Source organism: Pseudomonas sp. NPDC089401 (assembly GCF_044749485.1).
GTDB lineage: Bacteria > Pseudomonadota > Gammaproteobacteria > Pseudomonadales > Pseudomonadaceae > Aquipseudomonas.
Genome location: NZ_JBIVIA010000010.1, coordinates 15,629 through 29,868, shown reverse-complemented (window position 1 = coordinate 29,868; position 14,240 = coordinate 15,629). Strand labels below are relative to the sequence as shown.

Sequence of the window (14,240 nt, the reverse complement as noted above, 5' to 3'; positions counted from 1 at the left end):
CTTTTATGGGCGCCTTTGTCAAGGAGTGTCTTTCCGATGGAATACCGCAAGCTCGGCCGTACCGACCTCGACGTCAGCGCCCTGTGCCTGGGCACCATGACCTGGGGTGAGCAGAACACCCAGGACGAGGCCTTCGAGCAGATTGCCCTGGCCAAGGCCAGCGGCGTCAACTTCATCGACACCGCAGAAATGTACCCGGTGCCGCCACGCCCCGAGACTTATGCGGCCACCGAACGCATCATCGGCAACTGGTTCCGCGCCAACGGCGATCGCGACGACTGGGTACTGGCGAGCAAGGTCGCCGGCCCCGGCAACGGCATCAGCCACATCCGCGACGGCCAGCTCAAGCACAACCGCCAGCACATCGTCGCGGCGCTGGACGAGAGCCTCAAGCGCCTGCAGACCGACCGCATCGACCTGTACCAGCTGCACTGGCCCGAACGCAGCACCAACTTCTTCGGCAAACTGGGCTACCAGCACCTGGCCAACGACCTGTTCACCCCGCTTGAAGAAACCCTCGAAGTGCTCGACGAACAGGTGCGCGCCGGCAAGATCCGCCACGTCGGCCTGTCCAACGAAACCCCGTGGGGCACCCTCAAGTTCCTGCACCTGGCCGAAACCCGTGGCTGGCCGCGCGCGGTGTCGATCCAGAACCCCTACAACCTGCTCAACCGCAGCTTCGAAGTGGGCCTGGCGGAAGTGGCGATTCGCGAACAGTGCGGCTTGCTGGCCTACTCGCCCCTGGCGTTCGGCATGCTCTCGGGCAAGTACGAGAATGGCGCCCGACCGGAGAAAGGCCGCCTGACCCTGTTCAGCCGCTTCGCCCGCTACTCCAACCCGCAGACCGTGGCGGCCTGCAGCCGTTACGTGCAACTGGCCCGGGAGCATGGCCTGGACCCGGCGCAGATGGCCCTGGCGTTCGTCACACGCCAGCCGTTCGTGACCAGCAACATCATCGGCGCGACCGACCTGGTGCAGTTGCAGAGCAACCTCGACAGCCTGCAGGTGAACCTCAGCGACGAGCTGCTGGCGGCGATCGAAGCGATCCATCAGGAGCAGCCGAACCCGGCACCTTGAGCGCAATCCTGTACCGCCCTCTTCGCGGGTAAACCCGCTCCCACAGGTACCTCACTGCCCTCAAGGCCTGTGTGATACCTGTGGGAACACAGATATCTCACTGCCCTCAAGGCCTGGGTGACACCTGGGAACACAGATATCTCACTGTCCTCAAGCCCTGGGTGACACCTGTGGGAACACAGATATCTCACTGTCCTCAAAGGCCTGTGTGATACCTGTGGGAGCGGGTTTACCCGCGAAGAAGCCCACGCGGTACGGCGGGCTAGACACAATCGCCAAAAAATAAGACGATCCAGCCGGTGATTGACCACTCTACCCTATAAGAACAATGACAATGATGTTTACCCAACCCTCCGCGTCGTTGCGGCGCGTCAGCATCCTGGCCATTGACAAGGTATTCGCTTCGACCTTGATGCAAGCCAAGGACTTTTTCCACCTCGCCAGCCTGCGTTACAGCAAGCAGCTGGGCCTGGGCCTGCAGCCCATGTTCGAGATCCGCCTGGTAAGCCCTGACGGCCAGCCGGTGGACAGCTTCAGCAACGTGCAGCTGCCGGTCGAAGGCGGCCTCGACGATGCCGATGTGATCATCCTCCCGGCCTTCTGGGACGATTTCGACAACCTCCAGCAACGCTATCCCCAGGTCTTGCCCTGGCTGCGCCAACAGCACGCCCGTGGCGCGGTGCTGTGCGCCGAGGCCAGCGGGGTGTTCTGGCTGGCCGAATCGGGCCTGCTCGATGGCAAGGAGGCGACCACCTACTGGCGCTTCTTCAACAGCTTCGCCGAGCGCTACCCGAAGATCCGCCTGAACCAGGACAAGCACCTGACCGACGCCGACAACCTGTACTGCGCCGGCGGCACCACCTCGGCCTGCGACCTGTACATCTACCTGATCGAGCGTTTCTGCGGGGCCAACGTGGCCCGTGCGGTGGCCCGCGACATCCTCTACGAAGTGCAGCGCAACTACACCCCGGGGCGCATGGGCTTCGGCGGCCAGAAGCTGCACCAGGACCTGATCATCCTGCAGATCCAGCATTGGCTGGAGGAGCACTTCGCCGACAAGTTCCGCTTCGAGGACGTGGCCCGCAACCACGGCATGAGCATCCGCAACTTCATGCGCCGCTTCCAGGGGGCGACCGGCGACAAGCCGCTGCACTACCTGCAGCGGCTACGCATCGAGACGGCCAAGGGGCTGCTGTCGAGCACGCGCAAGAGCATCAAGACCATCAGCTACGAGGTCGGCTATGACGATGCCAGTTTCTTTGCGCGGCTGTTCCGCCAGCACACGGAGTTGTCGCCGAACCAGTATCGGCAACAGTTCCTGCAGGAGGCTTGAGGCCCCGGGGCTGCCCTGTAGGAGCGGCCTTGTGTCGCGAAAGGGCCGCAAAGCGGCCCCTGGACCTTACGGCTTGTGCGCCCGCGACAGGAATTCGTGCGACTGCATCTCCAGCAAACGGCTCAGGGTCCGCTGGAACTCGAAACTCAGGCGCCCGCCGGTATACAGGTCCTTGAGCTCCACCTCGGCCGAGATGATCAGCTTGACGTTGCGGTCGTAGAACTCGTCCACCATGTTGATGAAGCGGCGGGCGATGTCGTCTGTGGTGACGCCCATCTGCTCGACATTGCTCAGCAGCACGGCGTGGAAGATCTTGCCCAGCTCGATGTAGTCGTTCTGGCTGCGCGGCCCGTCGCACAAGGCACGGAAGTCGAACCAGGCGACGTCGTCACAGGTGCGCAGGGCCTGGATCGGCCGGTTTTCGATCATCAGCGTGTCGTTCTCGACAGCCTGGGTGCATTCCGGTGTCAGCGCCTTGAAGCTGGCACGCATGCTCTGGTGAGCGGCGTCATTGAGCGGGAAGTGGAACAGCTCGGCCTGCTCCAGGTGACGCAGACGGTAGTCGACGCCGCTGTCGACGTTCACCACATCGGTGTACTGCTTGATCATGGCGATGGCCGGCAGGAAGCGCGCGCGTTGCAGGCCGTCCTTGTACAGGCCGTCGGGGACGATGTTGGACGTCGCCACCAGCGAGACGCCGTTCTTGAACAGCTCTTCCATCAGCGTGCCGAGGATCATGGCGTCGGTGATGTCTGACACGAAGAACTCGTCGAAGCAGATCACCTTGGCTTCTTCGCTGAAGCGCTTGGCGATGAGGGTCAGCGGGTTCTTCTCGCCCTTGAGGGTCTTCATTTCCTCGTGGACGCGCTTCATGAAGCGGTGGAAGTGCGTGCGCATCTTCTGCTTGAACGGCAGCGCCTCGTAGAACGTATCGACCAGGTAGGTCTTGCCGCGCCCTACCCCGCCCCAGAAGTACAGGCCCTTGACCGGCGTCTGCTCCTTCTTGCCGAACAGCTTGCCGAACACGCCCGGCTTGTTGTTCTGCGCGTGTACGAGGTCGTCGTACAGGCGCTGCAGGTGACGCACCGCAGTTTCCTGCGCCGCGTCATGGAAGAAGTCGGGACGTTTCAGATCTGCTTGATATCGTTCTAGGGGCGTCATGATTTCGTTAGCGAGGCAACAAAAAACGGGCCGTCACTGTAGCGACCGGCCCGCTTAATGGCAATGCGACTTGCGTCAATATGCCTCAACGGGCTTGCTCCAGCCTGGTAGGAGCGAGCGTTGCTCGCGATGGGGCGCGCAGCGGCCCCTGGCTCTCAGCCTCGTAGCCAAAATTGCCGGGGCTGCCTTGCAGCCCATCGCGAGCAACGCTCGCTCCTACAGCAAAACACCTCAGTCTTGCTGTGGGGCAAGGGCTGCGCGCAGGCTTTCGATGGCCGAGTCTCGGGCTTCGGCGCTGTCGAACTGCGGGCCGTCGGCAACCTGCTCATCGTTCAGCCACAGGCTGAAGCCCAGGCCTTCGACGCGCACGTCGGCATCGATGCCCTGTTGCAGCTGCTTGCTCACGGCGCCGGCGCCCTTGCCGTCGGCGAAGCTGCGCGACAGCAGCAGTTGCTCGCCATCGGCGGCCAGCAGGCGGAAGCGGAAGCTGCCGTCTTCATCCCGGAAGCTGACGAAACGCGCGCTCTTGGCGGCTTTCTTCTTCACTTCGGTGCTGGCCTGCACGCTGCTGCGGAACGAACGCAGGCCAACCGCCTCGCGCAGTTGCTCGAGGAACGGGGTGGCGATCTTGCGGGCCTTGGCGGCGCCGGCCAGAAGGATGTCCTCCAGGTCTGCCGGGCGTGCGATCAGCTGGTGATAGTGCTCGCGCTTCTCGGCCAACTGGCCATCGAGCAGCTGGAACAGGCGCTGCTTGGCTTCACCCCAGCCGATGCCCTGCAGCAGCTCTTCGCGGAACTCGGCGCACTGCGCCGGCGTCGAGAAGGCCTGGAACAGGGTGAACAGGTGCGAATTGTCCGGATCCTTGGCTTCGCCCGGTGCGCGCGAGTCGGTGACGATGCGCGAGATGGCGTCCTTCATGTCCTTGGCGCTGGTGAACAACGGGATGGTGTTGTCGTAGCTCTTGGACATCTTGCGCCCGTCCAGGCCCGGCAAGGTCGCCACGCTCTCCTCGATCACCGCCTCCGGCAGGGCGAAGAAATCCTTGCCCTGGCCGAACAGGTGGTTGAAGCGCTGGCCGATGTCGCGGGCCATCTCCACGTGCTGGATCTGGTCGCGGCCGACCGGCACCTTGTTGGCGTTGAACATCAGGATGTCTGCGGCCATCAGCACCGGGTAGCTGTACAGGCCCATGGTCACGCCGGCATCCGGGTCTTCGCCGGTTTCCAGGTTCTTGTCCACCGAGGCCTTGTAGGCGTGGGCGCGGTTGAGCAGGCCCTTGGCCGCGACGCAGGTCAGCAGCCAGGTCAGCTCGGGGATCTCGGGGATGTCGGACTGGCGGTAGAAGGTCACCTTCGCCGGGTCCAGGCCACCGGCCAGCCAGGTGGCGGCGATCTCCAGGCGCGAGCGCTGGATGCGCAGCGGGTCGTCGCACTTGATCAGCGCGTGGTAGTCGGCCAGGAAGTAGAACGAGTCGACACCGGGCTGCTGGCTGGCGACGATCGCCGGGCGAATGGCGCCGGCGTAGTTGCCCAGGTGTGGGGTGCCGGTGGTGGTGATACCGGTGAGGATGCGCGTGGTCATGGGTGTTCGCTTATTCAGGCTTGGCTCAGTTCGAAAGGCGCGGCAGCAGCAGATCCTTCAGATCGGTCAGCTTGCCATGGAAGAAGTGTCCGCATTCTGCCACTTTCAGCAGCTCATGGGGGCGCCCCAGTGCGTCGGACCATTCGTAAACCAGTTGCGGATCGACGACCTCGTCGGCGTCGGGCTGCACCACGGCGATCGGGCAGCGCTGCGGCAGCGGGAAGTCGGCGGTCAGGCGCATCACCGCCGGGGCGATCATGAACAGCTGCTGCAGCGCCACGCCCTGCGCTTCGAGGCGCCCGGCCAGGCTGGTGGCGACGAAACCACCGAACGAGAAGCCCATCAGCACCAGCGGCAGCTCAGGGTGCTTGCTACGCAGCCAGGCCGCGGCGGCCTCGGCATCGGCCACCTCGCCGGCGCCCATGTCGTGGCTGCCAGCGCTTGCGCCGACGCCACGGTAGTTGAAGCGCAGGGTCACGTAGCCGGCGTCGCGGGCGGTGCGCTGCAGGGTCGAGACTACCTTGTTGAGCATGGTGCCGCCCTGGACCGGGTTGGGGTGGCAGATCAGCACCGCACCCCGGGCATCGGCCACATCCAGGTACAAGGCTTCCAGCTGGCCGCTCGGGCCATCGATGAACAAGGGGGTTTCGCGGACAAGCAAGGCACTACTCCGTGACCTCGAAGGGGGTCGATTCGTCTAGGTGAGGAATTCTGTTCTGATTTGCGATCGCTCGCGGTATACAGCGCAGGTCTGAGCCGTTAACGTAAAGCAAAGCCGTTTATAGAGGAAGGACTCGTGGAACTCTCGCTCCTTGTTTGGTTGTTGCCAACCCTGGCCCTGGTCATCGGTGTGGCGGTCGGTTTCATCGTGGCCCGCCTGCTGCCCAATGCGGCGCCCAGCAGCACCCAGCGCCAGCTGGACGATATCCAGAAGCGTTTCGACACTTACCAGAATGAGGTGGTCACCCACTTCAACAGCACTGCCGTGCTGGTCAAGCGGCTGACCCAGAGCTACCAGGACGTGCAGGATCACCTGGCAGAAGGCGCCAACGCCCTGGCCCTCGACGAGGTGACCCGCCAACGCCTGCTGGCTGCGCTGCACTCGGAAGGCACCCAGGGTCCACGTGACCGCCTGACCCCGCCAAAGGACACGGCCGAAGTGCCACGCGACTACGCGCCGAAAGCGCCGAACTCGCCGGGCATGCTCGACGAGAGCTACGGGCTCAAGCGCTGATCCGCTGAGATGAACAAAGGCCTCGCAAGAGGCCTTTTTCTTTGGCTGAATTCACCGGCCTCTTCGCGGGTAAACCCGCTCCTACAGGGACCGCACAGGCTTTGAAAGCTGTGTTGTACCTGTGGCTCCCACAGGGACTGCACAGACTTTGAAAACTGTGTTGTACCTGTGGGAGCGGGTTTACCCGCGAAGAGGCCTGGCCTGGCAACCTAGCTGCAGGCCTTGAGCGCCTGCCCCACATCCGCCAGCAGGTCCTCGACATCCTCCAACCCCACCGACAACCGCACCAACCCCTCGGAAATCCCGTGATGCGCCCGCTCTTCAGGCGTGTAGCTGGAATGGGTCATGCTCGCCGGGTGCTGCGCCAGCGACTCGGCATCCCCCAGGCTCACCGCCCGGGCAAACAGCTCCAGGGCATTCATGAACCGCCGCCCCGCCTCGATCCCGCCCTTGAGCTCGAACGCGATCATCCCGCCCGGCAAGCGCATCTGCCGCTGGGCCAGTTCGTACTGGGCAAACGACGCCAGCCCTGGGTAGCGGATCAGCTCCACCTGTGGTTGCCGGGCGAGAAACTCGGCCACCTGCTGGGCATTTGCGCAGTGGCGCTCCATGCGCAAGGCAAGCGTCTTGATGCCACGCATCAACAGCGAGGCATCGTGGGGCGAAAGCACGGCGCCGGTCATGTCCTTGAGCCCTTCCAGGCGAATCAGGTCGATCAGGGCCTTGCGCCCGATCACCAACCCGGCAGTGATATCGCCGTGCCCACTGAGGTACTTGGTCGCCGAATGCACCACCAGGTCGGCGCCCAGTTCCAGCGGCCGTTGCAGGTAGGGCGTGCAGTAGGTGTTGTCGACGACGATGTGCAGGTCATGCCCCCGTGCCGCTTGCGCCACCGCCGCGATATCGACCAGCTGCATGTTCGGGTTGGCCGGGGTTTCGAAGTAGATCATCCGGGTTCTCGGGGTGATCGCGGCCTTTAGCGACTCGGCGTTGTTGAGGTCGACATGGCGGATCTTCACCCCGAACTCGCCAATGCCATGGTGCATGTAGGCGAAAGTGCAGCCATATACCGTGCGCCCGACGAGCAGTTCGTCGCCAGGCCGCAGCAGGGTCCACAAGGTCGAGGTGATCGCCCCCATGCCCGACGCCAGGGCCAGGCCCGCCTCGCCCCCTTCCAGCGACGCCATGCGCTGTTCCAGCAGGGCCAGGGTCGGGTTGGATATGCGGCTGTAGAAATGCCCGCCCTCCTCCCCGGCAAAGCAGGCCGCACCGTATTCGACGGTCGGGAAGGCATAGGTCGAGGTCTGGTACACCGGTGGCACCAGCGCGCCGCCGTGGGAAAGTGGATCATAGCCATGGTGGATGGCACGGGTGGAAAAACCGTTGTTGTGGGAGTCGCGCATGGCAACAGCCTCTGGTGGTCTGTAATAAGCTTATGCCACCGAGCCGCCTGAATTTTCCTATAATCACCCACGCATTCGCGTGTGTTTTGGAAAGAAAACAATAATTACAACACCGGGAGGGCAAACCATGCCTTCAAGCCTCGACCGCACCGACCGCGCCCTGCTCGCGGCCCTGCAGGACAACGCCCGCCTCACCGTTTCCGAACTCGCCGACCAGGTTTCGCTGACCACCTCGCCCTGCTGGCGGCGAGTGAAGTTGCTGGAAGATACCGGCTATATCACCGGGTACCAGGCCATCTTGTCGCCCAAGTCGCTTGGGTTCGGGGTGACGGCGTTCGTCAGCATCATGATGGATTCGCATACCAAGGACATGGCCCTGGCTTTCGAGCGACGGCTGATGGAGATTCCCGAGATCGTCGCCTGCCACAACATATCGGGGCGCTATGACTTCCTGCTGGAGATTCTGGCCAGGGACCTGGAGTCGTTTGGGGAATTCACCCGGGAAGTGCTGCAACGCTTGCCGGGTGTCAAAGAAATCTACTCGAGTTTTTCCTACAAGGCGGTTAAGGAAAAACGGGTGATCCCTGTATCCGAAACACACATCTGAAACAGGTCTTTCCAGCCGGTAGGAACGCTCCTACCGATTGACGAGCCGCGCCCGACATACGGGAAAAATCGCCTGGAGCACGCTTGCCATGTAGCGACCAGGAGGATGACTACATGGCTCAGAATCAAACTGTTCATCTCGAAAAAACGTACGTCGACGCGCCCAGAACGCTTTATCTCACTGAGGCCGTCTGGATCAGCGCCAATGCCCCGGACCGAATACCCTTCGCTCCACTACCCGGTGGTGGAGGGCCAGGATATGGCGGATGGGGTCTGGACGCGGGGCGACCGCGAGGAACCGGAGGGCCCAGCCCCTTCGCGCAAGAGAAAGGCTGGCGAACCGTTTTCGGCGAAGAACATGCGGCCGTTAATAATATTCACGCCGAGCAATACGCCCCTGTCCTTCACCAGCTTCCCGCACAAATCGGTGTCGAACGCACCGCCATCGAACAACAGGCAATCGCAGGCGCGGCAGCAACCCCCGGCCGGCATGCCGAGCTCCAGCAACAGTTGCTCACGGCAAGCTTGCAACAAAGGCGCGCCGAGTATCTTCAAGTCGCACCAGTGGCATCCAGTTTCTACGGCGCCATCCCTTTTTACAAACGCTACGATTCCTTCGCTACCCGGCTGAACGACGATGGCGCCTTCACCCTCGGTAGTTCTGGCGAGGAATGGGGCCGACAGATCTGGGAAACATTCAACGCCTCGGTCGATGCCGCCTATCGCCTGCATATCGCGGCGCAAAAATTTGCGGCCCTCGCAGCCGACTTGCCGGAATTGGCTCGCCAAGCGGACCAGGCAGAGCTCGCCCAAGCGGTGGTCGACCTGCCAAAGGCCATCGAGCGCCGGCTCGGGCAAATTCAGCAGGAACAGCAGATTTGCTTCGACTGCCTGCCCAACTTCCTGCAATACCAGGTGGCGCAGTCCACACCACTGCAGGAAAGCGACAGCTTCGCCCAACGCTTGTCGGCCTATGTGAATACCGCCAATGCGTTGATCACGGCAAAACAGGCCGAGATACCGCCTTATGGCGAATCCAACCGGAACATCGTCGGGCCGCTGTCCAAGCCACAGACCGAAGCGCTGCAACACCTGGTCGATGAACAGGCTACCCGGCGAGCCGGCGTGTTGTGGGCGGAGTACCACAGGGCACTGACCCTCACGGAATCCATTCGCTACCTGCAGGCATTTGCCGGGGCCATGGCAAATCTCAGCCAACGGGCGCTGGAGGTGGAACAGTTGCGTGCCAGGCTTGCAGCCGAACGTGCAGCGGCTGAGGAAGCGGTCCGCCAACAAGCGGAAGCTGAACGAATAGCCGCGCAAGAGGCCGCAAGGCGAGAAGCCGAGGCGCAACGTCAGCGAAGCGAAACAGCGCGCCAGAGCATCAGCTACATCAACGATACCCGGACCGCCGCATCAGCACCTGCCATCATCCCGCTTGGCGCAGCGACGTTCGCAATCGCCGAGGCCAGTTCCGCAGCGCTGCTGGAGGCGATCAGTGCCGCCGTGGGCCGGTTGGCCGCAGCAGCAGCGGCCTCCACCGGCCCTTTGGCCGTAGCCGTGCTCTCGGCCGCATGGCCCTCGACTCTGGGTAACGCTGAAAGGCGCTACCTGATCAGCACGCCCCTCTCCAGCCTTTCGCCTCCAGGCGGGCCTGACCTGGCCGCCATTGCCCTCGCTTCAGCAAGCGTCGACCTGCCTTATCTGCTGGCAGGCAGTGAAGAGACCGAGAGCATCGGCCTTTACATAGTCCCCGGCGGCAAACCCGTGGCGGTACGCGCGGCGACGTTCGATACAGAGCGGCAGGTCTACAGCTTGGCGCTAGAGAATCCACAGCGCATCCTGACCTGGACACCGGCCAGTGCCCCCGGAGGTGAAGAAGGGAATTCCACCAGCCTGCCGTCCGTGCCGCCGGGCATGGTGGTTTATGCGGGCAGCAGCCTGCACCCGATCAGCACCGGGACGGAAGGTTATCCCGCACTTGACCTGCTGGATCAGGAACGGCTGATCATTACCTTCCCGATAGATTCGGGATTGCCGCCTATTCTGGTGGTGTTCAAGAGCCCGAGGTATGAGCCGGGAACAGTTACAGGTCAAGGTTCAAATGTCGAAGGTGTATGGCTAGCAGAGGACACCCGACAAACAGGCGCGCCAATACCGGCTCCGATAGCTGACATATTGAAAGGACGAGAGTTTCGAGATTTTGACGCGTTCAGGGGCGAATTCTGGAAGATCGTTGCCAATACGCCACATCTATCAAGCCAGTTCAACATCACCAATAATAAATTGATGAGCAAAGGCTATGCACCCAAGGCACGCGATACCGACCACTACAAAGGCAATGCGACTTTCATACTGCATCATGTCATCCCGATTTCCGAAGGCGGCGCTGTGTATGATTTAGACAATATCAGAATCGTGACGCCGGAAGCTCATAACCGAATCCACTACGGGATAGCGCAATGAACGATAAAAAAATATTCTCTGACTTCACTGAAGCTGAATTTCTTGAGTTCATTATCGCCATCACCGACCCAGCAGATGATGTAAGCGAAAGAGAACTGGACTCACGCATTGCAAGATTCAAAGAGATTTCTGAGCACCCCAACGGTTCCGACCTTATTTACTGGCCCGAAGCCGACGGTCTGGATACACCCGAAGAGATTTTACGACTTGTGAAAGAGTGGCGAGCTAACAACCAAAAACCTGGATTTAAAATTACCTGATACCACACCCCGCTTCGGCGGGGTGCATCTAACTGAAGCGGGAGCTTTCCTACAGACTTATAGAAGGATCTTACACCCCTTGCAGAACGGTGAATATTCCCATCTCAAACAACCCCAGCCATGATCCCAGCAATACTTCAAGAGAGAAACGCTGACTTGGCCATTCCCCTCCCCGAACACATCACAAATAAACTGGCAGAACAGACCTTCGCCAATTTCGACGATTTCTCCCAGGCCTTCTGGCTGGCCGTCGCCGAGGACCCTGTCTACTCCCGTCAGTTCGTAACCTCGCAACTCAACCGCATCAAACAAGGCTGGGCGCCGCGTGCCCCCTTCGGCGAAACCGCAAAAGGCGTGCGTGACTACCAGATCTGCCACCTCGACTCGCCCGCCTTTGGCGGGGCGATGTACGATGCCAAGAACCTGCGGATCATGAGTGCCCTGCAATATGCACTGTCTTCGGAGGTAGAGTGGTGATCAGCCAAAAGCACAGCCTCGCCGATTACACCTGCGCCGAGTTCAGACCAGTAGTCGAAGAACTGCTCCAGGCCACAGGCACCCCGGCCTGGCAGGATCGACTGCTTGAACACTTTATCGACATCACCGAGCACCCAGAAGGCTCAGACCTGCTCTACTACCCGGCAAACGAACGGGAAGGCTGTGCCATGGGCGTGATCGCACGTATCATCGCCTGGCGCAAATCAAAGGGGCTTTCGCAGTTCAAGGATGTGCAATGAAAAAGACTGTATGGTTATTGATGCTGCTTCTCGCAGGTTGCACCAACGGCAATTTCTTGCTGCATCCCAATCAACAGGACCTGAAATTCGCCTGCGATATGGACCCCTTCAAACAAGGTTGCGTGCGCTAAATCAATGTAGCTGCAGCTTAGTGCTTGACTTGGGAGTGGTAGTTGCGCGTAAACCGAGCGCCGCCCGCGCGGCGCATCGCGAGCAAGGCTCGCTCCTACGTCTGTTTCGGGCCAGTAACGTATGTGACAAGCGCGCGCGACCGCCTTGTTTGTATGACGACATATTGCGAAAATTTTCAGAACACGTAGGAGCGAGCCTTGCTCGCGATGCGTCGCGCGGGCGGCGCTCGATCTCTCAGGCGCCAAAAGCGCTGCGGCGAACACCCTACTGCCCAGAAACGCAGCCAGGCGATACACACAAACAAAAAACCCCGCCGAAGCGGGGTTTCTCATTCAGCACCAGCGCTTAGATCGCGCCACGCTGACGCAGCACATCCAGCACCTGCTTCACGCCTTCTTCAACGCTGCTGCTCTGGGTATCGATCACCAGGTCAGCATCCAGCGGCACATCGAACGGGAAGCTTTCGCCCGGGATGTTGTCGCCACCGGCAGCGTACAGGCCCTGCGGATCACGCTCGCGGCAGGCCAGCGGCGAAGCCTGGACGTACACGGTCACCAGGCGGTCCTTGCCGATCAGCGCCTTGGCCTGTTCGCGGCCTTCGGCATCCGGGGCGACGAACGCTGCCAGGGTCAGCAGGCCGGCTTCGTTGAACTGGCGCGCCACATGGGCGGCGCGGCGCCAGTTCTCGGTGCGGCCGGCGCGGTCCTGTGGCAGGCCCTTGTTCAGGTCGTGGCGCAGGTTCTGGCCATCGAGCACGTACACCGCACGGCCCATGTCGAACAGCTTGCGTTCCACGGCATAGGCCAGGGTGCTCTTGCCAGCGCCGGACAGGCCGCTGAACAGCACGGTGGCCGGCTGCTGACCGAAGCGCAGGGCGCGCTCTTCGGTGGCCACATGGGCCTGCTTGCCGTGCTGGCCGGTGCCGCCGTGCGGCAGCACTGGCGGGGCGATGATCATGCCGGCACCGACGGTGCCGTTGGTCAGGCGGTCGATGACGATGAACGCGCCCGTGGTGCGGTTGCTGTCGTAACCGTCGAGGGCGATCGGGGTGTCCAGGGCGACCTTGACGCGACCGATCTCGTTCAGTTGCAGCGCGCTGGCGGCGCCCTGCTCCAGGGTATTCACATCGACCTTGTGGGTGATGCTGGCAATCGAGCCCGGCACGTAGCTGGTGGCGCGCTTGATGTCGTATTTCTTGCCCGGGAGCATCGGCTCCTCGGCCATCCACACCAGCATGGCGTCGAACTGGTCGGTTACCGGCGGGACGTTGTCGGCGTGCACCAGCAGGTCGCCACGGGAGATGTCGATCTCGTCTTCCATGGTCAGGGTCACGGCCTGGCCTGGGCCGGCGTTTTCCAGTTCACCTTCGTAGGTGACGATGGACTTGACCCGGCTGCTCTTGCCCGACGGCAGCACGACGACTTCGTCACCCTTGTGCACCACGCCGCTGGCGAGGGTGCCGGCGAAGCCGCGGAAGTTCAGGTTCGGACGGTTGACGTACTGCACCGGGAAGCGCAGGTCGGTGAAGTTGCGGTCGGCGGAAACCTCGACGGTCTCGAGGATTTCCATCAGCGTCGGGCCGGCGTACCACGGCGATTGCTCGCTGTGGTTGACCACGTTGTCGCCCTTGAGCGCCGACATCGGTACGAAGTGCAGGCTGCTCGGCTTCAGGTCGATGGCGTCGGCGAACTTCAGGTAGTCGGCCTTGATCGACTCGAACACGCCTTGGTCGAAGCCCTTGAGGTCCATCTTGTTGACCGCGACCACGATGTGCTTGATGCCCAGCAGGGAGGCAATGTAGCTGTGGCGACGGGTCTGGGTCTGCACGCCGTAGCGGGCATCGACCAGGATGATCGCCAGGTCGCAGGTGGATGCGCCGGTGGCCATGTTGCGGGTGTACTGCTCGTGGCCCGGGGTGTCGGCGATGATGAACTTGCGCTTGGCGGTGGAGAAGTAGCGGTAGGCGACATCGATGGTGATGCCCTGCTCGCGCTCGGCCTGCAGGCCGTCGACCAGCAGCGCCAGGTCGATTTCTTCGCCGGTGGTGCCGACCTTCTTCGAATCGCGGGTGATGGCCTCGAGGTGGTCCTCGTAGATCATCTTCGAGTCGTGCAGCAGGCGCCCGATCAGGGTGCTCTTGCCATCGTCGACGTTGCCGCAGGTCAGGAAGCGCAGCAGTTCCTTGCGCTCGTGCTGGGCCAGGTAGGCGAGGATGTCCTCGCTGATCAGATCAGATTGGTGCGACATGGA

At 62.1% G+C, this 14,240-nt stretch carries 14 protein-coding genes; 9 read left to right on the top strand and 5 right to left on the bottom strand.

The window, feature by feature from the left end:
- Positions 1-36 precede the first annotated feature (36 nt).
- Both ACIP21_RS21420 and ACIP21_RS21415 read left to right on the top strand, forming a co-directional pair.
- Positions 37-1,077, top strand: a complete 1,041-nt coding sequence (locus ACIP21_RS21420; protein ID WP_400691751.1) for an NADP(H)-dependent aldo-keto reductase — start codon at positions 37-39, stop codon at positions 1,075-1,077.
- Positions 1,078-1,489: 412 nt separating this feature from the next.
- Positions 1,490-2,410 carry a GlxA family transcriptional regulator gene (locus tag ACIP21_RS21415; protein ID WP_400692235.1) on the top strand — a complete coding sequence of 307 codons (921 nt, stop codon included), beginning with the start codon at positions 1,490-1,492 and terminating at the stop codon, positions 2,408-2,410.
- A 66-nt stretch (positions 2,411-2,476) separates the two neighbouring features.
- Here ACIP21_RS21415 and zapE read toward each other — a convergent pair whose 3' ends face one another.
- The 3 genes from zapE to ACIP21_RS21400 all read right to left on the bottom strand — a co-directional run bounded on the left by zapE (position 2,477) and on the right by ACIP21_RS21400 (position 5,813).
- Positions 2,477-3,571, bottom strand: a complete 1,095-nt coding sequence (zapE, locus tag ACIP21_RS21410; RefSeq protein WP_400691748.1) for a cell division protein ZapE — start codon at positions 3,569-3,571, stop codon at positions 2,477-2,479.
- A gap of 231 nt (positions 3,572-3,802) precedes the next feature.
- Positions 3,803-5,152 (bottom strand): tryptophan--tRNA ligase, encoded by a 1,350-nt coding sequence (locus ACIP21_RS21405; RefSeq protein WP_400691745.1) that lies wholly within the window; start codon positions 5,150-5,152, stop codon positions 3,803-3,805.
- A 25-nt stretch (positions 5,153-5,177) separates the two neighbouring features.
- Positions 5,178-5,813 carry an alpha/beta hydrolase gene (locus ACIP21_RS21400; RefSeq protein WP_400691743.1) on the bottom strand — a complete coding sequence of 212 codons (636 nt, stop codon included), beginning with the start codon at positions 5,811-5,813 and terminating at the stop codon, positions 5,178-5,180.
- A 135-nt stretch (positions 5,814-5,948) separates the two neighbouring features.
- Here ACIP21_RS21400 and ACIP21_RS21395 point away from each other — a divergent pair, with 135 nt between their 5' ends.
- Positions 5,949-6,386, top strand: coding sequence for a YhcB family protein (locus tag ACIP21_RS21395; RefSeq protein WP_400691740.1), 438 nt, complete (start codon positions 5,949-5,951; stop codon positions 6,384-6,386).
- A 209-nt stretch (positions 6,387-6,595) separates the two neighbouring features.
- Here the strand turns inward: ACIP21_RS21395 and ACIP21_RS21390 are convergent, their stop codons facing one another.
- Positions 6,596-7,789 (bottom strand): methionine gamma-lyase, encoded by a 1,194-nt coding sequence (locus ACIP21_RS21390; RefSeq protein WP_400691738.1) that lies wholly within the window; start codon positions 7,787-7,789, stop codon positions 6,596-6,598.
- A 127-nt stretch (positions 7,790-7,916) separates the two neighbouring features.
- Between ACIP21_RS21390 and ACIP21_RS21385 the strand changes: the two genes are divergently transcribed.
- From ACIP21_RS21385 to ACIP21_RS21360, 6 genes are all read left to right on the top strand, one after another.
- On the top strand, positions 7,917-8,396 hold the full coding sequence (locus ACIP21_RS21385) for an Lrp/AsnC family transcriptional regulator (protein ID WP_400691735.1): 480 nt from the start codon (positions 7,917-7,919) through the stop codon (positions 8,394-8,396).
- 113 nt (positions 8,397-8,509) lie between these two features.
- The gene (locus ACIP21_RS21380; RefSeq protein ID WP_400691733.1) at positions 8,510-10,861 is read left to right on the top strand and encodes an S-type pyocin domain-containing protein; all 2,352 of its coding nucleotides are present in this window, start codon (positions 8,510-8,512) and stop codon (positions 10,859-10,861) included.
- Complete coding sequence (locus ACIP21_RS21375) at positions 10,858-11,121, top strand: bacteriocin immunity protein (RefSeq protein WP_400691731.1); 264 nt, start codon at positions 10,858-10,860, stop codon at positions 11,119-11,121. The genes ACIP21_RS21380 and ACIP21_RS21375 overlap by 4 nt, the downstream gene beginning before the upstream one ends.
- 120 nt (positions 11,122-11,241) lie before the next feature.
- The gene (locus tag ACIP21_RS21370) at positions 11,242-11,598 is read left to right on the top strand and encodes an S-type pyocin (protein WP_400691730.1); all 357 of its coding nucleotides are present in this window, start codon (positions 11,242-11,244) and stop codon (positions 11,596-11,598) included.
- Entirely contained in the window at positions 11,595-11,858 is a 264-nt protein-coding gene (locus tag ACIP21_RS21365; RefSeq protein WP_400691728.1) for a bacteriocin immunity protein, read from the top strand. The genes ACIP21_RS21370 and ACIP21_RS21365 overlap by 4 nt, the downstream gene beginning before the upstream one ends.
- A complete protein-coding gene (locus tag ACIP21_RS21360) occupies positions 11,855-11,989 on the top strand; it encodes a hypothetical protein (RefSeq protein WP_400691725.1) in 135 nt (44 codons plus the stop codon). Before ACIP21_RS21365 ends, ACIP21_RS21360 begins: the two co-directional genes overlap by 4 nt.
- A gap of 346 nt (positions 11,990-12,335) precedes the next feature.
- Here the strand turns inward: ACIP21_RS21360 and cysN are convergent, their stop codons facing one another.
- A complete protein-coding gene (gene cysN, locus ACIP21_RS21355) occupies positions 12,336-14,237 on the bottom strand; it encodes a sulfate adenylyltransferase subunit CysN (protein WP_400691722.1) in 1,902 nt (633 codons plus the stop codon).
- Positions 14,238-14,240 lie beyond the last annotated feature (3 nt).